Origin of the sequence: Virgibacillus sp. AGTR (assembly GCF_016919725.2) — a bacterium.
Lineage (GTDB): Bacteria > Bacillota > Bacilli > Bacillales > Amphibacillaceae > Virgibacillus > Virgibacillus salarius.
Genome location: NZ_JAJERH010000015.1, coordinates 26,471 through 46,363, shown reverse-complemented (window position 1 = coordinate 46,363; position 19,893 = coordinate 26,471). Strand labels below are relative to the sequence as shown.

Annotated in this window: 14 protein-coding genes and 1 pseudogene; 9 read left to right on the top strand and 6 right to left on the bottom strand. The window is 36.8% G+C overall.

Translation table 11 applies throughout. The annotated features are described in order from the left end of the window. Positions 1 to 103: 103 nt before the first annotated feature. The 3 genes from JUJ52_RS08220 to JUJ52_RS08210 all read right to left on the bottom strand — a co-directional run bounded on the left by JUJ52_RS08220 (position 104) and on the right by JUJ52_RS08210 (position 3,260). The gene (locus JUJ52_RS08220) at positions 104 to 364 is read right to left on the bottom strand and encodes a DUF3006 domain-containing protein (RefSeq protein WP_026679747.1); all 261 of its coding nucleotides are present in this window, start codon (positions 362 to 364) and stop codon (positions 104 to 106) included. Further along, positions 361 to 1,440, bottom strand: a complete 1,080-nt coding sequence (locus JUJ52_RS08215) for an MBL fold metallo-hydrolase (protein WP_205388871.1) — start codon at positions 1,438 to 1,440, stop codon at positions 361 to 363. The genes JUJ52_RS08220 and JUJ52_RS08215 overlap by 4 nt, the downstream gene beginning before the upstream one ends. A 425-nt stretch (positions 1,441 to 1,865) precedes the next feature. Beyond that, positions 1,866 to 3,260, bottom strand: a complete 1,395-nt coding sequence (locus JUJ52_RS08210) for an NAD-dependent succinate-semialdehyde dehydrogenase (RefSeq protein WP_026679745.1) — start codon at positions 3,258 to 3,260, stop codon at positions 1,866 to 1,868. 552 nt (positions 3,261 to 3,812) lie between these two features. Between JUJ52_RS08210 and JUJ52_RS08205 the strand changes: the two are divergent. Then, positions 3,813 to 5,331: pseudogene (locus JUJ52_RS08205) on the top strand (S8 family serine peptidase); the annotation flags it as partial. A 356-nt stretch (positions 5,332 to 5,687) separates the two neighbouring features. On the opposite strand, the gene JUJ52_RS08200 reads toward JUJ52_RS08205, so the two are convergent. From JUJ52_RS08200 to JUJ52_RS23575, 3 genes are all read right to left on the bottom strand, one after another. Continuing rightward, positions 5,688 to 6,482, bottom strand: coding sequence for an SDR family NAD(P)-dependent oxidoreductase (locus tag JUJ52_RS08200; RefSeq protein WP_026682579.1), 795 nt, complete (start codon positions 6,480 to 6,482; stop codon positions 5,688 to 5,690). 128 nt (positions 6,483 to 6,610) lie between these two features. Continuing rightward, entirely contained in the window at positions 6,611 to 7,624 is a 1,014-nt protein-coding gene (locus JUJ52_RS08195; protein WP_166530221.1) for an AraC family transcriptional regulator, read from the bottom strand. A gap of 543 nt (positions 7,625 to 8,167) precedes the next feature. After that, positions 8,168 to 8,314, bottom strand: a complete 147-nt coding sequence (locus JUJ52_RS23575) for a hypothetical protein (protein ID WP_308036018.1) — start codon at positions 8,312 to 8,314, stop codon at positions 8,168 to 8,170. A gap of 346 nt (positions 8,315 to 8,660) precedes the next feature. Here JUJ52_RS23575 and JUJ52_RS08185 point away from each other — a divergent pair, with 346 nt between their 5' ends. The 8 genes from JUJ52_RS08185 (at position 8,661) to manA (ending at position 19,871) form a co-directional block, all read left to right on the top strand. Continuing rightward, positions 8,661 to 8,975 (top strand): PTS sugar transporter subunit IIB, encoded by a 315-nt coding sequence (locus JUJ52_RS08185; RefSeq protein WP_026682577.1) that lies wholly within the window; start codon positions 8,661 to 8,663, stop codon positions 8,973 to 8,975. Positions 8,976 to 8,989: 14 nt separating this feature from the next. Continuing rightward, positions 8,990 to 10,279, top strand: coding sequence for a PTS cellobiose transporter subunit IIC (gene celB / locus JUJ52_RS08180; protein ID WP_166530222.1), 1,290 nt, complete (start codon positions 8,990 to 8,992; stop codon positions 10,277 to 10,279). A 42-nt stretch (positions 10,280 to 10,321) separates the two neighbouring features. Further along, positions 10,322 to 10,627, top strand: coding sequence for a PTS sugar transporter subunit IIA (locus JUJ52_RS08175; RefSeq protein WP_026682575.1), 306 nt, complete (start codon positions 10,322 to 10,324; stop codon positions 10,625 to 10,627). Between the two features lie 23 nt (positions 10,628 to 10,650). Beyond that, positions 10,651 to 12,033, top strand: a complete 1,383-nt coding sequence (locus JUJ52_RS08170) for a glycoside hydrolase family 1 protein (RefSeq protein WP_205388870.1) — start codon at positions 10,651 to 10,653, stop codon at positions 12,031 to 12,033. 300 nt (positions 12,034 to 12,333) lie between these two features. Further along, positions 12,334 to 14,262 (top strand): BglG family transcription antiterminator, encoded by a 1,929-nt coding sequence (locus JUJ52_RS08165; RefSeq protein WP_026682573.1) that lies wholly within the window; start codon positions 12,334 to 12,336, stop codon positions 14,260 to 14,262. A gap of 178 nt (positions 14,263 to 14,440) precedes the next feature. Further along, on the top strand, positions 14,441 to 16,360 hold the full coding sequence (locus JUJ52_RS08160; protein ID WP_121603722.1) for a BglG family transcription antiterminator: 1,920 nt from the start codon (positions 14,441 to 14,443) through the stop codon (positions 16,358 to 16,360). A 225-nt stretch (positions 16,361 to 16,585) separates the two neighbouring features. Beyond that, positions 16,586 to 18,535, top strand: coding sequence for a PTS fructose transporter subunit IIABC (locus JUJ52_RS08155; RefSeq protein ID WP_205388869.1), 1,950 nt, complete (start codon positions 16,586 to 16,588; stop codon positions 18,533 to 18,535). A gap of 376 nt (positions 18,536 to 18,911) precedes the next feature. Further along, entirely contained in the window at positions 18,912 to 19,871 is a 960-nt protein-coding gene (gene manA, locus JUJ52_RS08150; RefSeq protein ID WP_034679528.1) for a mannose-6-phosphate isomerase, class I, read from the top strand. The last annotated feature ends 22 nt before the right edge of the window (positions 19,872 to 19,893 follow it).

Genomic DNA, 19,893 nt, shown 5'->3' with positions numbered 1-19,893 from the left:
GATAGAGTAGCAGATACTTCTGTTTTGATTCATAAAATACTGCTACAAATAACATATTGGCATGTAAAAACAGGGATAATTTAAATCCCTGTTTTTGTGGTCGCTATTTCTTTCTAAATTTACTATCTGACCTTTGTTGGCGAAGTTTTCCCAAGCGCTCTGATATCTTCTCTGCTTGGTGTTTTGTACATTCCTTGTCTATTTCTAATTGATATTTTCCATCTTTAGCAGTAATGTCAAAACAGGTATCTACTTCACTTCCCTTTGGAAGCAGGTTTTTAGCGATAAGAATTTCCTTTTGTTTATCTTCCACTAAGATGACTGCTTTTTCATTATCTTCAAAGCGATCTAAGACACCTTTCATTTGTCGGCTCCTTTCATACAGGCTAATCCTTGTTCTTTTATATCATCTAATGTTGCAGTACTGATACCTTTTATCTTTGTTAAATCATTTAGTGATTGATACGGTCGTAAGTCAATTAATGCAGTTGCCCGCTCTGAGCCAATATGAATAATATTTTGTAAGTCATCATGTGAAGCTTGGTTAATGGCAATACATTCATCTTTCCCTTTTTCCGTAGAAATTTGATATTCTGTTCCATTTGTAGTTATGATAATGGTACCATCATTATCTGTACCATATAAGTCAATTCCAGCATTTTTGATTTTTTTTATTGTTTCTTTATGTGGGTGTCCATAGTTATTATCCTTTCCTGCACTATAAATAGCTACTTGTGGATTAACTGCTTCTACAAATTCAGTTGCGGTAGATGTATTGGAACCGTGGTGCCCAAGCTGGAGAAAATCCGCATCGATCGAATCATTCATCGTAAGCATTTCTCTTTCCTCTGCTTTACCTGCATCCCCTGTAAACAAAAAACGCATTTGATCATATGATAATCGAACGGAAAGAGACTCTTTATTTGCTTCACCTGTGATTTCTTTAGGATAGAGGATGTCGATTTCCAATGGCCCGATTACAAACTGCTCTCCTACTCGAGGTTCTTCATAGTTAGCGCCACTATCAATTACTGCTTCTAAAGCTTTTTGAAAGGTTTGAGAAGAGCTTTCATTACCACTCATCCATACTTCCTCTGTTTCGTATGTTTGAAGGATTTCTGCTAATTGTCCAATATGATCAGCATCTGGATGACTAATAATGATTAAATCAATGTTATTAATAGCTTGGGACGCTAAATATTCGTTTACATCATTACTTTTCCAATCACCAGTGTCATATAAAATCGTATAGGTTTGTTGATCCTCTGAATAGCGAAATAGCGTCGCATCTGCTTGGCCAGCATCTATGTAATGAACATCCAGTTGCCCATTTGAAGACGTTGAGTGTGCAACACTATCTGATTGTGTGGGTGATTTACCACAAGCCGTTACGAAGCAAAATAATCCAATGATAATCAAAAACAGCCAATGACGCTTCATGTAACATGTCCCCCTTCTTTACCTTAATAGTATTATAAGTTGGTATCGAAAGGAAAAGGAAAGAATAGCGGCTATAATAACTAAATATTCTGAGTGAAAATAGGGGGGTGAAGTGACTAAATTAAACAGTCATCATAATTGTTCTGATGTCACAAGGCTATTAGAGCGAGGAAGTTATCTCCACGATCTAAAAAGGGTTATCAATATAGATACAACAAATAATCAGAGAGATTTGCAGTTGGTTCTCAGTCTTTGGATGATTCCTTCGTTATCTTGTTTACGTGTATCAGATAAGCAAAGGCTCTCTTCTGTTTAGCAACTGCTGCTAAGTGAGAGAGCCTTACATATAATGAGAATCAGCTAGTATCTAGAGATGCTTTACAGATGGAGCAACATAATTGATAAGCGCTGTTCAAGCGAAAGCTTTAATTTAAGTTTCCAATAGACAGGTATTTAGTTTCTAAATAAGGTTCGATTCCTTCTAAGCCGCCTTCACGTCCTAGTCCACTCTCTTTCATTCCACCAAATGGGGCATGTGCCGCTGATGGTCCACCATCATTCCAGCCAATAATTCCATAGTCTAAATGTTCATGAAGATATGTGCCAGTGCGATAGTCATTAGTAAAGAAGTAGGCAGCAAGACCAAACGGTGTGTGATTCGCCATCGCTACAGCTTCATCTATTTCTGTAAACGTGGTTATTGGAGCAACAGGACCAAATGTTTCTTCGTGCATAATATCCATTTCTTCAGTTACATTTTTAAGTACAGTTGGATGAACAAAGTAGTATCCTTTGTCGTCATTTGCATCAAATTGATCTCCTAACAGTACTTGTGCACCCTTTTCTTTGGCATCAGTAATGTGAGAAATGATTTTTTCATAGCCACCTTGATTAATGATTGGGCCGATATCAACACCTTCATGTAATCCATTTCCTACTTGAAGCTGCTTTACTTCTGCAACAAACTTTTCAGCGAATTTGTCAACGACATCTTCATGAACAATGATTCTGTTTGCACAAACACAGGTCTGACCAGCATTACGGAATTTCGTAGCTACTGTTTGTTTGGCTGCTAGCTCGATATCAGCATCCTTGGCTACAATCAATGGTGCATGTCCACCAAGCTCCATCGTTACATGCTTTACTGTATCGGCACTGTTTTTTATTAATTCTTTTCCAACAGATGTAGATCCAGTAAATGTTATTTTTCGTACATAGTCGCTGTTGGTAAATAGGTCACCAATTATACTACCAGAACCAGAAACGTATTGAATTGCTTCTTCTGGGATGCCAGCTTCATGAGCTAATTCAATAATTCGTATGCCAGTCAATGGTGTTTCAGAGGCTGGCTTAACAATGAATGTACAACCTGCAGCAAGTGCTGGCGCAGCTTTACGAGTCATCATGGCTGCTGGAAAATTCCAAGGAGTGATCGCGGCGACTAAACCAACGGGTTGTTTACTAATAATAATGCGTTTGGACTCCGTATTTGCTGGAATGGTCCTACCATATATTCGCTTTGCTTCTTCTGCGTACCAATCAATATAGCTTGCAGCATATTCTACTTCACCAGAGGATTCTTTTAATGGTTTTCCATTTTCAAGTGTCATCAGCTCGGCAATGTCATCTTTGGCATCACGAATTTTTTTCGCCCACGTATTTAATAATTCGGCTCTTTTATGGGCATTAACCTTTGACCATTTTGGGAAATAGTCATGTCCTTTTTTAAGCGCTGCTTGAATTTCTTCTTTGCTATGTTTCTTAATTTCTTTAATAGTTTCTCCAGTAGCTGGGTTTGTAACAATAATCGAGTTAGCCATTATAAAACTCCTTTGCTCATTAATATAACGTTCTATTATATTTATTATATTCCCTAGTTATTCATCGATAAAAACATATGAACTATAAATTAAAATAATAAATCCTATACATTTACTTACAAAGTCTTTATTTTCTTTCGCTAAGAAAGTGAAATGGTAAATGAAGAAGGATGTATAGGTTTATTTTATCATTTTTCTTAAAAAATAGAAAATTATTATTATTTAGATATAAATTTGTAATTACGTTAAAATCAAATAATATGCTAGCTTTATTTGGATATCTATGATGCAAATCTATTTAAAAATACCTAGAAATATTTTAAGAAAATTTATGACTAATCTATCAATCTTAAAATGAGAATTTTTTTCGACGTTGTTTGACATATTTCTCCCTTTTTCATCTTCTATAATTGAGTAACAACCTAGATACGATAGAAAAGCATCATAGTCAGATAAGAACGAAATGAGTGAAGAAAGGAGGCAAAGTGTTCTATATGGATTTGATTCTTATCTGCATTGGAAATGTGTCAAAAATTGATGGGAGGAATGGTCATGAAAGCTAAACGTAGACGTCAAATGAGAACAGCATTTAGCTTTGCCGCAACAGTACTATTGACATTTTCATTAATTGTACCTGGAGTAACGAATGCAGAGTCGAACGGTATGTCGAACCAAATGGTAAAAGAAAAAGTCAGTAAGCGGTTGATTAAAGAGTTTAAGGGCGATGATAAGTTAACCTTCCTAGTCAAATTTAAAGAAAAAGCAGATACTATGAAAATAGCTGAACGGGCGAAAGCCTCTAGTCAGAAAGCGCAGTTATCTGCAAAGAAGGCTGAATTAACCCAACGAACTGCCGTTTTAACAGAATTAAAGGAAACATCCTTAAATTCTCAACAGAAAGTTAGGAAGTTCCTTGAAGCAGAAGTCGAAAAAGGAAATGTAGACACATTTAAGTCGTATCATATTGTAAACGGAATGGCTGTCACAGCAACGAAGAAAGTTGCCAATAAGCTTGCAGCTTTTACGGAGGTAGAAAAGATACTGCCAAATGAAAGAAGACAATTGTTTACTACAATTACAAAAGATGCAGAAGCACCTGCTTCAAAAATCGCGAATGTCGAATGGAATGTTGAACGTGTTGGAGCCCCCACAGTATGGGATATGGGATTTGATGGATCAGGTGTAACCGTTGCTAGTATAGATACAGGTGTTCAATGGGATCATCCAGCGCTACAAGAAAAATATCGAGGCTATGATAATACTTCCGGAGAAGTGAATCATGATTTTAATTGGTTTGATGCGACAGCAGGGGAATCGGCTCCTTATGATGATCAAGGTCATGGCACACACGTTACTGGAACAATGGTAGGTAGTGAGCCAGATGGCTCAAACCAAGTAGGTGTTGCTCCAGGAGCAAATTGGATCGCTGTAAAAGCCTTTTCAGCAAGTGGAGGTACCGATACTGATCTTCTCGAAGCAGCGGAGTGGGTTTTAGCTCCTACAGATGCACAAGGAAATTCACGCGTTGATATGGCGCCCGATGTTGTAAATAATTCGTGGGGAGGTGGTCCGGGTCTTAATGAATGGTATCGAGACGTTGTAAGAAATTGGAGAGCAGCAGAAATATTCCCGGAATTCTCTGCAGGGAATACGTCGATCTATAATCCAGGTGGTCCAGAGTCGATTGCGGTACCAGCAAACTATCCAGAGTCATTTGCTACTGGTGCAACCGATTCTAATGATTCGCTAGGAAGCTTTTCATTACAAGGTCCGTCCCCTTATGATGCCCGATATTTCAGCACCAGGTGTAAATATTCGTTCTAGTGTTCCAGGCAATGGTTATGAAGGCGGGTGGAATGGTACATCAATGGCAGGTCCTGCTGTTTCAGCAGTTGTGGCTTTGATGAAACAAGCTGATAGTAGCTTAACTGTTAATGAAATAGAAGAAGCTCTACTAGCTACTGCCACACCATTAACTGATAACGAATTTCCAAATTCACCGAATAATGGATATGGTTATGGATTAGTGAACGCATATGACGCTGTTTCTTCGATAATTCCGAGCTTAGGAATGCAAAAATCAATGTTTTTCTTAAATGATCATCGAACAGCACTAATGAGATAATTAGCCCAAAATTAGGAACCATTCGATCGAAATAGCTGTCTCAACAGTTCCACGATTATCAAAACCTAAATTGAAAAATTTATAAAATAAGGAGGCTGGGACGAAACACAACTTCTTTACTCAACATACGAATAATCATGTTATCAATAGGAGTATCATCGCCGCACCGTGAAAATATACTTGCTTTCCGCGGTCGCGGCCTCAGCCTCCTTTTGTTTCAATCGCGCCCTTCTATAGTATTAGAGCATCCTATTCTTTTACGTTTTGTTAAACTTATATACAATATTTGAAATAGAAAAATACTAAAAAATAGTCGGTACCATTCCCCCATCCATGCGGATTGGAGAACCTTTAAATGCGGATGCATAAGGACTACACAAAAATGTAGTTAATCTACCTATTTCAATTGGCTTGATAAATCGTTGTATTTCAGATTGAGGTAGGTTTGTAGTCATAAATTCTTTCTCTTTTTCTGAAAAAGTCATATCAGCATGAGAGTATATACCCTCAATTATTTGATGAACATTTTCAGAGAGTGTTGGTCCTGGCATGATTGTATTAACTGTAACTTCTGCTCCTACTGTTAATTTAGATAAGCTTTTTGACAATGATAATAGCATGGATTTTGTCATACAATACTGAGGCATTTGTCCTGAAGGCATAATTGCTTCTTCACTGGCAATAAAAATAATGCGACCATAATCGTTTTTTAACATTTTAGGTAAATAAAACTTAGATAATCCATTTGCAGCAAGAACATTAGTACGGAAGTATTTTTCCCATGCTTCATCGTCAATGTCCTCATATTGCATAATCTCATAAATACCCATATTGTTAACTAAAATATCAATAGTGGGGTATTTTTTAAATAAGGCTTCTCTTTGTAGAATATCGACAATATCGGCTGTAGCATTTTGAGGAGAGGTAGCCGGGAAATTCGATTTAATTTCATTTACGATTCGTTCTACCTCTTCATAATTTCGTCCATTAATTAGCACATTGACACCTTCTTTGGCAAGTTCAATGGCAATTGCTTTACCTATACCTTTCGTTGATCCTGTAACTAAAGCTGTTTTATTGTTTAATCCCATATCCATAATACATTTCTCCATTTCATTTATCTTTTATGATAATAAGTTAAAATAAACGCGCTTCTACACTTTGGGGTAATAATTAGGTTATTCTTTTTTAATATAGTGTTAAAAAATTTACTTTTAAGACAAAGTTAATTTCTTGAGTTTGTACCTAATTGTTCAGTACGCCAATTTAAGGGAGTATCACCTTCCCAAATGCGGAAGGCGCGGTAAAACGAGTTCTGGTCTTCATATCCAATCATGAAGGCTACTTCTTTAATATCGAACGAGGGATCTGCGAGGTACTCTCGAGCTAACTCATGTCGGACTTGTGTCAAAAGATGCTTGAAGTTCGTGCCTTCGTCAGTAAGACGTCGCTGCAAGGTACGATCGCTCATCCCAAACTCGCTTGCGACAGTCTGAATGTCAGGGCGCCCTCCTGTTAGGTTACGTTTCATAATCCACTTGACCATTTCGGTGATTGAGCGACTGCGTTGCTGCTCATCCAACGATTTGTCTAATACGGGTGTCAGAATCTCCAGCAACTCTTCGTTGTACGAGACAAAAGGGAGGTCTAGATCTCTTCGATGTAGCGTCAACCTGTTACAATTTGCACCAATCCGGATATGGCAGCCGAAGTAAGCTTCAAGTGCCTGTAGGTCGCCCATTGAGTGCGTAAATTCGACAAATTTCGCCATCAACGGTTGGCCTGTGCCCCGACGTCCAAGCTCCAAAAGAAATGCCAGAGTGATTCCAACTAGCATCGGTGGACCTGGTTGCTCGGTATACAACCAATCTAGTTCAATTGTACATTTCTCACCTCCCTCGGTGATATGTAAGCTTTCAGGGGGACACATCTGTTTGTACCGTGCCATTCGTTTTAGAGCGTCACGGTAGTCACGAGCATGGTAAGTCGCTAATACTGTGGGTGGATAATGCGCTGTTTCAAAGACGGTCATAAGCTTGATAATTCCTTTGGCAGTGTCATCAATGAGATCCGAATAAGCCTGCCAAATCGCGAAATATTGATCGGTAGTGACAACTGGGTCAGTAATAATGGTGAGCGGTAGTCGTGCTTTTCGAGCCACGTCGTGGGGGGCAATCCCTAATTGATGTATGCCTGCCCAAAATCCTGCCGGGATTTTAATACGAGTATAAGACTTCATAATGGGTCCTCCTTTAGCTATCTAAACATTCACTAGTTTTGCTTGTGATTGTGTTCTGCCTAGTTAACGGGACAGATATTATAATACCTATTCAATCTAGCATTGTAACTAGCAAAGGGTGACATTTTACTAGCCAACTACGTCGAATTAATCCGTTAGTAATAGGTACCATTAAAAGACATCTAAATAATCCTATTTACCTAAGCGGTTTAAATATGTTTTAGTGTTTTTGTTATTTGTACCTACCCAATCAGAAAGTCACTCACTATAATCTTGGGCTTAAATTGATCTTAGCATTAAATTAATTTATCCAGTATTCAATATGTCTATCATTTACAATCTGGCCTGTTTGCGAAATAGTATGAGAATGTTTTGTTGGTATCGTTACTTCAACCTAAATAGTTTTAAAAAAGTAGAACTTACACCTTCCCATAAGCTACATTTAACTGCTTTTGTAGTTGTTGGTTATCATCTTCTAGTTTCTCGATTTTCCGTTTAGTGAATCTATAATGGCATTTTTATTGCTTCCATTCATTACTCGTTTTAATTGTTTGGTGTTGGCATTTGCGAGTTCCGCTTCCTTAATAATCCAATTTTCTCACGAATTTCAGGATTGTTGTACAATGTTGCTTTTGCTGCACCTGCTTCCTCTGCAACACTATTGAAATTAACATTTTCATTGGCTCGGATGAGTCTTTGAATCGCTCCCCCCCTTTTTTACGTGTATTCAATGTTCCATGCGATCATAATCACCCATGTTTAAGCACCGCTTTTTCCTTTTCGTTCTAGTTCTCTTCTTAAGCGATCAAGACGTCCATAAAACCATTTCATAACGTAATATCGTTCCAAAATTCGTGAAAACACGGAGGTTATCCTTATATTAAGGGAGGTAAACAGCTGGTGAGGTGCTATGCAATCACATGTAAGCGCTTAATTATTTCCGTTTCATGACGGAAAAAGTATAGGTGTAGTTGCTGTTTGTATTCGTATAAACTTATAGATAAGTTAACAAACATCAACGTAGGAGGGATTTTCCATGAAAAATATTGTTCTAGCATGTTCAGCTGGTATGTCTACGAGTTTATTAGTAGCAAAAATGGAAGAAATAGCATCTGAAACGGAAATGGAGGTTCAGATATGGGCTGTGGCACAAGATAAGATAACGCAGGAAATGGAAAAAGCGGATGTACTACTTATCGGTCCACAAATGCGTTTTTTAAAAAAGAAACTTTCTAAAGCGGCGAGTGAATGGAATGTACCGATTGATGTAATTGATCCAATTGCTTATGGAAGAATCGACGGAGAAGCAGTGTTAAATAAGGCATTGGAATTGCTTAATGAAAATAGTTAAAGGAGGAGATTTAGATGAATGGGAAGTTTATGGAAATGTTGGAGAACTTCTTATTACCGATTGCTGATAAGTTAAACAATAACCGTTACTTATCCGCTTTACGTGACGGATTTATGGTTGCGTTACCACTTATTATTTTTGGTTCTATATTTGTTGTTATTGCAAATTTTCCCTTCCTCGATAGTATGATTAGTGAGGAAGCCTATAAGGCATACCAAAATGCATTAGGACCAGCTTCAGCTGCCACCTTAAGCATAATGGGATTATTTGTAATCGTTGGGATTGGTTATAAGTTAACAGAGCATTACGAAGGGGAGGCTATTTATGGCGGTGTAGTTGCACTAGCAGCTTTCTTGATATTAACGCCACAGGTATTAGAAGGAGTATCTGGAGTTATTCCTACAGCAAGTCTAGGAGCCCAAGGAATGTTTCTTGGTATCTTTACTGCATTTATTTCAGCTGAGTTATATCGTTTCTTCGTACAAAAAGATTGGACAATTAAAATGCCAGCTGGGGTTCCGGGGGCAGTGTCAAAATCATTTAGTGCATTAATTCCGATTACCCTAACATTATCGATTTTTTTAATAGTCCGCATTCTATTTAGTTACACCAATTTTGAGACAGTACAGAATTTTATTTATACTATAATCCAACAACCATTAACTGAACTTGGTAGTGGATTGCCAGCAACTATTGTTGCGGTACTGTTGATTCAGGTTTTCTGGTTCTTTGGATTACATGGCCAAATCATTGTGAATTCAGTATTTGATCCAATCTGGTATGCATTAAATGATCAAAATTTATCAGCGTTTCAGGCGGGAACTGAATTACCAAACATTGTGACGAAGCAATTTGTCGACTCTTTCCTTGTTGGTATGGGAGGATCAGGCATGACGTTAGCTGTTATCATTCTAATATTTCTAATTGGTAGAAGTAGACAATTGAAGGAATTAGGTAAGCTTGGTGCACCTGCCGGGGTATTTAATGTAAACGAGCCTATTATCTTTGGCTTACCGATTATCATGAATCCATTAATTATTATTCCATGGCTTGTTGCTCCAGTTGTAGTTACCATTATTACATATTTTGCTATGTCGACTGGATTAGTTCCGCCACCTGCTGGGGTAATTGTCCCATGGACAACACCAGTTATTTTAAATGGATTTTTAGCAACAGGTAATGCATGGCAAGGAGGGGTACTACAGGCAGTAAATTTAGTTATAGTAATTGCGATTTGGTGGCCATTCTTAAAGATTATGGACAAGAGTTACTATGAAAAAGAAACGAAGGTAAAGAAAAGCTAATCATAATAACAGTATTTTAAGCAGTCTTAAGAGGTGAAAAGCGTGGATCAAACAACAAATATTGCATTTCAAATAATATTGCACGCCGGTAATGGAAAATCAAACGTAATGGAAGCCATTCAAGAGGCAAAGATCGGTAATTTTACATTAGCCGATGAACTAGTTGAACAGGCTGGAGAAGAACTAGGAAAGGCGCATGAATACCAAACCCAGCTATTACAACAGGAAGCAAAGGGTGAAGAAAATGTTATTAATGTCATGCTTATTCATTCACAAGATCATTTAATGACATCAATGACAGTAAGGGACCTTGCGATAGAGATTATCGAAATATACAGAAATAAATAGTAAGTTAAGAGGAGGAACTAGCGGTGACAATCAACTTTCAGTTTCCTGAAGATTTTTGGTGGGGAAGTGCAACGTCAGCAACACAAATAGAAGGTGCTGCGAAAGAAGATGGTAAAGCGAAAAACATCTGGGATCATTGGTATGAGAAGGAGCCAAACCGATTTTTTGATGAAGTTGGCCCTGATACTACCTCTAATTTTTATCACACATATAAAGAAGATATAAAATTAATGAAAGAAATTGGTCATAATACCTTTCGTTTATCTATATCATGGTCAAGGTTTATGCCTTATGGTGAAGTAAACCAAAAAGCGGCAGACTTTTACAATCATGTAATTGATGAATTGATTGCTCAAGACATTGAGCCGTTTGTAAATCTGTTTCACTTTGATATGCCTTTTGATCTGCAACAGCAAGGCGGATGGGAAAGTAGAGAAGTAGTTGAGAAATATGTAGACTATGCGAAGACTTGTTTTCAATTATTCGGCGACCGTGTGACAAAATGGTTTACATTTAATGAACCAATTGTTCCAGTTGAAGGTGGATACTTGTATGATTTTCATTATCCGAATATCGTTGATGCTAAAAAGGCCACTCAAGTTGCTTATCACACAATGATTGCACATGCAAAGGCAGTAGAAGCATTTCGTACATACAATGACAATGGAAGTAAAATTGGAATCATTTTAAATCTAACACCGTCCTATCCTAGAAGTAATAATCCAGCTGATTTAAGAGCTTCTAGAATAGCAGACTTATTTTTCAATCGTAGCTTCTTGGATCCGGCGGTCCTTGGGGAGTATCCGAGCGAGCTAATAGAGATTTTAAATGAACATGGACTATTACCGAATACAGAAGTCGGAGATAAAGAATTATTAAGGGAGAACAAGGTTGATATTCTCGGTGTGAATTATTATCAGCCTCGTCGTGTGAAAGCAAAAGAGTATTTACCAAACCCGTATGCTCCGTTTATGCCCGATATGTATTTTGATAGCTATGAAATGCCAGGTAGAAAAATGAATAAGTATCGTGGGTGGGAGATATATGAAAAAGGAATCTATGATATTTTGAAAAATTTAAAAGATAACTATGGAAATATTGAATCTTTTATTTCGGAAAATGGCATGGGAGTTCAGAATGAAGAACGATTTCTAAGAAATGGAGAAATTCAGGATGATTATCGAATAGAATTTATAAAAGAGCATTTGAAATGGGTGCATCAGGCTATACAAGAAAATTGTAATGTAAAAGGCTATCATTTATGGGCTTTCATGGATAATTGGTCGTGGATGAATGCTTATAAAAATCGCTATGGTTTTTTTGCTGTAGACCTAAAGACAATGAAACGAACACCGAAGAAAAGTGCGCATTGGATAAAGCATGTAGCAGAAAATAATGGTTTTTAGACAGCAAAGCTGCTAGCTATCCGATAATGATTTTAATGAAAATATCGATTAAGGAGTTTTGATTTTGAACGAGTCAGAACGCCCTTTATCCCTCATATAACTGGCAGTAAGCCCCAAACTTCAAGTGAAAAAGTGAAACCAATATGGATAAGTGGGGAGCGACTGCCAGTAATGTCCGATTGGTTTAGAGGACTTTAGGTCATACCCTTGTGGTACTAACCATCCTGTGGGGGATAAACAAAACTCCCACTGATTGAGGTTTCACTTTATTACATCGATCCGAGTAAGGAGCAAATGGGTATGCTTACCTCGAGAATGAGAGTAATTTTAAAAAAGTTAATGACTATAGATGCACCTGTTACAGGTGAATTTTTGGCTGATATAAATAACGTTACATCTAGAACAACGAGGGAGGATATAAAAAAGCTAGATGCGTTGGTTATGAATCATGGTGCACAAATCCAAACCCTTATGGGAAAAGGTTATAAATTGGTTGTTTTTCAGGAAAAGAAATTTCGCCAATTTCTTCACCATATTGCATATCCAGAATTGTCAAAGGATTATCTACAACCTCAATCGCCTGAAGAAAGAGAAGCTTATATTATTCGAAAGCTATTAGTTAGTGATGATTATGTAAAGATCGAGCAATTGGCTGACGAATTGTACGTGAGTAAATCGACTGTTCAAAATGATTTAAAACAGGTAAAGTCCATCTTAAATCATTACTCTATTCAATTACATTCCAGACCTAATTACGGACTTGAGCTTAGAGGAGACGAGCTTAAATTACGTTTTTGTATGGCAGAATATGTTGTTGATCGAAGTAGTGATTGTACCGAAAATGGGATGAAAGGCTTATCTTCTAGTTTGATGCCAACAGATTTCCATGCCATATCAGCAATTATTATGCAGCAAATTAGTCAACATCAAATTAGTATGTCAGATATTGCTATTAATAACCTTCTCATTCATATTGCGATCGCTTACAAAAGAATTCGTAGTGGAAATCATGTTAATTTACAACCAAGTGAACGTAGCCAAATAGAAAAGCAGAGTGAATATCAAGTAGCTTTAAAAATTGTAAAGGATGTAGAAGAACATTTTAACGTTGTTTTCCCAAAGGAGGAGACCGCTTATATTGCTATTCATTTATTGGGAACGAAAATGCTTTCGCAGCCTACAAAAGTAGACGTGCTTAACGAACAAATGATTGACGATACTATTCTGGCTATTAGTAAAAAAATGTTAGCTAAAATTGAGGAAGAGTATCGCTTAGGTATTGAGCATGATAAGGAACTAATTATTGCACTAAGCTTGCATTTAAAACCTGCAATTAATCGCTATAAATATGGTATGAATATTAGAAATCCATTATTGGAGGACATTAAAAAGAAGTATCCATTAGCATTTGAAACGGCTATTCTTGGTGGTTTAATGATTGAAAAAATAACAGATACCAAAATTGATGAAAATGAAATTGGCTATATTGCCTTGCATATTGGTGCAGCTATCGAAAGAAGGAACTTAAATTCCGGACCTAAACGATGTTTAATTGTCTGTGCTTCTGGGTTTGGGACTGCACAATTGATCTACTATCGAGTAAAAACACAATTCAGACAGAGTCTTGATGTAGTAGGTATTACAGAATTGTATAAATTAAAAGCTTATAATTTAAACAACGTTGACTTGATTATTAGTTCAGTTCCTATTATAGAGAATTTATCAGTTCCAGTTATCGAAGTAAATGCTATTCTTGGAAATAATGATATGAAAAAAATTGGGCAATTCATTGGTAATCAACGAAATATATCTGGTTATTTTCAAGAAAATCTCATATTCTTACAGAAAGATTTTGAAACAAAGAAGGAAGTATTGCATTTTTTACATCAAAAGCTACTTCAGTTAGGATATGTAAATAAGAGCTATCTAGATAATCTATATGACAGAGAAGCAATAGCTCCTACTTCGTTCGGCAACCTAGTAGCCATTCCACATCCGATAACTCCACAAACAAATAAAACGTTCTTAACTGTTTGTACTTTGAAAAAAGCAATTACCTGGGGAAATAAACCTGTCCAATTTGTCTGCCTTTTAAATGTCAAGAAAGATAGTCAGGAAGACTTGCAACATATGTATGATCTGTTGGGGAGAATGGTAAACTCGGAAACAATGATACACCAATTAATCAAGGCATCGACCTTTGATTCATTCATGTCTGCCTTACGTTAAAAAAGTAAGAACGATGTGAATAAGGAAAAAAGTCCTTCCTTTTGCTATTCTAGTTGTATATAGCTGTTTTGCTACGAATAAAGATCGTATCAAATTTCTAGCAAATCAGTAAAATACAACAAAGCTTCTCCAGTTTGTTTTGGTTAACGGACAAGCTTTGTAAGAAGTTGGTGCTGCAATGAATAACAGACAGAGAGAGCTAATTGAGATATTATTATCAAATGATAGTAAGCCATTTCTTATACAGGATCTTGCAACACATGTTCAATGTTCAGAGAAGACAGTGCGTAATGATCTTAAACAGATTGAAGATTATGTAAGGACTTTCTCATCCGCCTCAATAGTTCGTAAGCCTGGTACAGGCGTCTATCTAGACATAAATAATGTCGAACGAAAAAAATTATTCCAGGAACTATTTGCGGAGACAATATCTGAAGATGAGCGAGCAATGAAAATTGCCTATCGCTTATTGGAGAGTAAACGACCAGTTACATTACAAACATTGGCAGATGAACATCACATTCATAAAGCAGCTATTAAAGCTGACATGAAACGAATAGCTGAGTGGATAAAGAACTTTGATCTCTTATTAACTTCTAGGCAGAAACTAGGGCATATTATAGAAGGTGAAGAGATTAATAAACGTATTGCTTTAGCACATTTACAAGAATTTATCGTTGATAACACAAGAAATTACCTATTTGATTTATTTTTACCATTTGAAATTTCTACTATAAATAATGCGTTGGACAATATGAGGCTATCAAGTGGCATCCCTTTTGCAGATAGTGCGTTGGACGGTCTTTTGATGCATGCACTTATATTGGTGAAACGAACAAAACAACATGCATCTATCGTTATTTCAAATACTCCTGACGAAGCATTTTTTAAAACAAGAGAATATAAAGCTTCTGAAAAGTTTTTAGAAGAATTGGAATTGAAGTTTTGTATATCTATTTCTAAAGCAGAAATTATTTACTTTACATGGCATGTACGTAGTTGTAAAAAAAGGGAAGATCAATCAACTCCTTTGAATAAACAGCATCCGAAAACTGTACAGGTAGCTTCTGCAATAACCAGTAAGATTAAACGGTTAACGATGATATCCTTTGAAGAAGATGAGCAATTATTGAATGGCTTAGCTATTCATTTAGATGCAGTCATTCATCGACTTAAATATGGATTTCCAATCACAAATCCTTTGTTAGGTAATATTAAAAAGATGTATCCATATATGTTTAGTATGGTGACGTTAGCAATAGAAAATGTAAAGAGACAATTTTATGTGAATCTTCCAGAAGATGAAGTTGCTTACCTTGTTCTTCATTTCCAAGCTTCGCTTGAAAGAATCCAAAAGAAGAGGAGGAAGGTTCCGAAGGTATTAATTGTATGTCATATGGGTGTAGGAATGTCTCATTTGTTGCAAGTGAAAATAGAACAACAATATAAGGATATTCAAATCGTTGGTGCAATAGGTAAATCAGAAGTACCTCGTTTCATTCAGCATCATGAGGTTAACTTGATTATTTCTACGACAGCACTAAGTAATAGTAGTATTCCAACCATTATTATTTCTCCTTTACTTGAACAGGAGGATCAAGATAAATTGGCTCAATTCTTTAAACAAGGTACGATAAGTGATAGTTCGAATTCGTCAGGTTCTTTTCTAGCCGATTTAATGAGTGAAGAACTCTTATTCATAAATGTTAAAGCAGAGCATCGTTACCAAGTTGTAGAAATGCTTGGCAACCAATTATTAGCTAAAGGTAATATTAAGCAAGAATATGTTCATCATGCCCTATTACGTGAGAAAAAATCTGCTACATCTATTGGGGGTGGTGTGGCTATCCCACACGGAGACCCTAGTCTAGTGCGAAAAACCTCCATAGCGGTGGCCGTTCTTGATACACCAATAGAATGGGGAAGCGAAAGGGTATCAATTGTTTTTATGCTTGCTATAGCCAATGATAAATCCAATCCTATAAAAACAATTATTAATCAAATATCTTCTATTTCTCAAGATCCGATTACGTTTAATGCATTAATGAAAGCACCAGATAAGCAGTCCTTTATCACGAATATAAAAAGTTACAATTAGATGTAATCTAGTTAAGCTATTATGCCTACTTTAAACAGTAAAAGATCAGGGTGATCTCCCTAATGAAATTTCAATCAGTGGGGGTTTTACTGCTAGCTATATGTGGGATAAAATACAATCTTACCGTAGTTGTGGAAGAAAAGAGACATTTATCCTTTGTTTATCTGATATATACTATATTCAAGAAAGCGATTACGAATCTTTTCAGATATAGGAGGATATATTATGAAGATAGTTGCTGTAACTGCATGTCCAGTAGGTATTGCCCATACATATATGGCCGCTGAGAATTTACAAAAAGCAGGTGAAGCACTCGGTGTTACTATTAAAGTTGAAACTCAAGGGTCCATTGGTGTAGAAAATGCACTTACCGAAAAAGATATTGAGGAGGCTGATGGAGTTATCATCGCCAGTGATAAGGAGGTTTCCAAAGATAGATTTATTGGTAAAAAGCTTATTGCAACAGGAGTACAAGAAGGTATTAGAAATCCGGAACAATTAATTAAACGAATTCAAACAGGGGATGTTTCCGTTTATCAAGCACAATTAGCTTCTGCTGAAGGCGTTAAAAAGAAGCGAAAGGAAAAAGAGAATCCTATCTATAAGCACTTAATGAGTGGCGTATCTTACATGATTCCGTTTATTGTTGTAGGTGGATTACTCATAGCTATTGCTTTAACACTTGGCGGTGAACAAACACCTGGAGGAATCGTAATACCAGAAGATTCATTCTGGAAAAAGATTGAAGATATTGGTGCTGCCTCCTTTAGTTTTATGGTTCCGATATTAGCTGGTTTTATTGCGGTTAGTATTGCAGATCGTCCAGGCTTGGCACCAGGTATTATTGGAGGTTTCATTGCTGCAAATGGTAGTTTTTATGGCAGTGAAGCGGGTGCTGGATTTATTGGTGGGATCATCGCTGGTTTTCTTGCTGGTTATATTACGCTAGCTATTAAAAAAATTAAAGTGCCGCAAGCTCTTCAACCTGTTATGCCAATTATATTTATTCCAATTTTAGCAACGTTAATTGTTGGCTTATTATTTGTGTATGTCATTGGTGCGCCGGTTTCACAGGTGTTTGAATCGTTAACAGCATGGCTTGAGGGCATGCAAGGTGCCAGCTCCATTTTATTAGCGCTAATTCTTGGTGCGATGATTGCAGTTGATATGGGGGGACCTTTTAATAAAGTGGCATTTTTATTCGGTTCTGCAATGATTGCAGAAGGAAATTATGAAATCATGGGACCAATTGCGGTAGCCATTTGTATACCACCACTTGGAATGGGACTAGCTACTTTTATTAATAAAAGAAAGTATCAACCTGCTGAGCAACAAGCAGGAAAGGCAAGCTTTACAATGGGATTATTCGGTATAACAGAGGGGGCTATACCATTTGCTGCCCAAGATCCATTACGTGTTATACCTAGTATCGTGGTCGGATCGATGACAGGATCTATGCTAGCAATGTTAGGTAATGTAGGTGATCGTGTAGCCCACGGTGGTCCGATTGTAGCTGTGTTAGGGGCGGTTGATAATGTACTAATGTTCTTCTTAGCTGCCGTTATTGGTACATTAGTTACAGCTATTTTAGTTAATCTACTAAAAAAGGATGTAGTTAGTTCTACACTCGATAGCCAATCTAACAAACAAACCGAAGCAGTTAATGATCAAATAAGTTCTCTGAACACTAGAAATGAACAAGATAAAAAATTATATATACGTAAGTTAACCGATATTGTAACCGTTGATCTAGTGGATACGGACCTTAAAGGAGCAACAAGAGATGAAGTTATTGATGAATTGATTAACAAAATGGATAGAGCTGGTATTCTAAGCGACAAAGAGATATATAGACAGGCTGTTATTGCTAGAGAGAAAGAAGGAACAACTGGTATGGGAATGAACATTGCGATCCCACATGGAAAATCTTCAGCTGTTAATAAACCTGCTGTAGCATTTGGAATGAAACATGATGGTGTTGATTGGAATAGTTTAGATCATACTGCTGCAAAAATAATTTTTATGATTGCGGTCCCTGAAAAGAATGCAGGAGACGAACATTTGAAAATACTACAAATGCTTTCACGTAAGCTTATGGACGATCAATTCAGAAAACAGCTTTTAGATGTAGCAAATAAAGAAGAGGCATATCAGCTACTAGATGAAATTCAATAAAGTATGTATTTATCCTTCAATTAACTGGCAGTAAGACCCTCATTTAGGGGATCGACTGCAAGTCAAATGTCCGATTAGTTCCAAGGCTTTTAGGTCATACTTTTGTGTTACTAACAATTAGTAGGGGAAAAACAAACCCCCACTAATTGATGTTTCACTTTATAAGGGTGTCTCATACTATTCGTTAGGATACAGGAATGAATTTGAATATGTGGGACACCTGAGTTTTTCGCCAACTAGGAGGCTGAATCACAGTTTTGGGTAACCTGTTACAACTCGTTCTTACTATTCATTAAATTCTATTGAAAATTATTAACGAAGCTACTTCTAAGTTTGCTATAATGATAGCTATTAATAGCTTCTAGGAGGAATAATTGTGCAATATAGAGAACCCTTATTTTTAAAGCCTGTTTTTCAGGAACGTATTTGGGGTGGGGAAAAATTACGTGATCTATATAACTATAATATCCCTACCAATAAGACAGGGGAGGCTTGGGGAATATCTGCTCACCCTAACGGACCAAGTAGAATTATGAATGGTCCTTTAAAAGGAAAGACTTTGGCGGAAGCTTGGCAAGAACATGGTGAGTTATTTCATAAAGATCCTATGAATAAGGAAGCATATCCGCTATTGGTAAAAATATTAGACGCAGCGAAAGATTTATCTGTTCAAGTACATCCTAATGATGCATACGCACGGTCTGTTGAAGCGCATCCTTATGGTAAAACGGAATGCTGGTATGTATTACAGGCAGAGCCAAATTCTGAAATCATTTTAGGACACCATGCAGACACTAGAGAAGATTTTGAAGCTAGCGTTGATAATGGTGCATGGGATAGTCTCTTAAAAAGCAAAAAAGTAGCAGCAGGGGATTTTATCTATGTACCTAGTGGAACCATTCATGCGATTGGTAAGGGAATTGTGATTCTTGAAACCCAACAGAGCTCTGATATAACATATCGCGTGTACGATTATGATCGGAGAGATGAGAGCGGGAATACAAGAGAACTGCATCTTACACAAGCGAAACAAGTTACGACCGTTCCTCATTATGAGCCTGAGTTAAAACAGCAGGTAGAAAAAATAGCTGATCTGACGATTAAAGAGCTAGTTAGTGAACAGTACTTTACTGTTTATCACTGGGAATTAGTTGGGCAAGTAACTAAACAAATGGATAAGGACTTTCTTCAGTGTAGTGTGATTGGTGGGACTGCTACGCTAACTGTTGATGACAATTCATTTGAAATCGTAAAAGGCGATCACTTTATCATACCTTTTGGAATAGAGAATGTTAAACTAAATGGAAATGCTCAGTTAATCGTTTCGCATACGTAATAAGACTGATTCAGTTAAGGGG

Bases quoted from the DNA above. Each gene is read 5' to 3' on its own strand.
- JUJ52_RS08220 (WP_026679747.1), bottom strand. From the start codon at position 364: ATGAAAGGTGTCTTAGATCGCTTTGAAGATAATGAAAAAGCAGTCATC.
- JUJ52_RS08215 (WP_205388871.1), bottom strand. From the start codon at position 1,440: ATGAAGCGTCATTGGCTGTTTTTGATTATCATTGGATTATTTTGCTTC.
- JUJ52_RS08210 (WP_026679745.1), bottom strand. From the start codon at position 3,260: ATGGCTAACTCGATTATTGTTACAAACCCAGCTACTGGAGAAACTATT.
- JUJ52_RS08200 (WP_026682579.1), bottom strand. From the start codon at position 6,482: ATGGATATGGGATTAAACAATAAAACAGCTTTAGTTACAGGATCAACG.
- JUJ52_RS08195 (WP_166530221.1), bottom strand. From the start codon at position 7,624: ATGAAGTCTTATACTCGTATTAAAATCCCGGCAGGATTTTGGGCAGGC.
- JUJ52_RS08185 (WP_026682577.1), top strand. From the start codon at position 8,661: ATGAAAAATATTGTTCTAGCATGTTCAGCTGGTATGTCTACGAGTTTA.
- celB (WP_166530222.1), top strand. From the start codon at position 8,990: ATGAATGGGAAGTTTATGGAAATGTTGGAGAACTTCTTATTACCGATT.
- JUJ52_RS08165 (WP_026682573.1), top strand. From the start codon at position 12,334: ATGCTTACCTCGAGAATGAGAGTAATTTTAAAAAAGTTAATGACTATA.
- JUJ52_RS08160 (WP_121603722.1), top strand. From the start codon at position 14,441: ATGAATAACAGACAGAGAGAGCTAATTGAGATATTATTATCAAATGAT.
- JUJ52_RS08155 (WP_205388869.1), top strand. From the start codon at position 16,586: ATGAAGATAGTTGCTGTAACTGCATGTCCAGTAGGTATTGCCCATACA.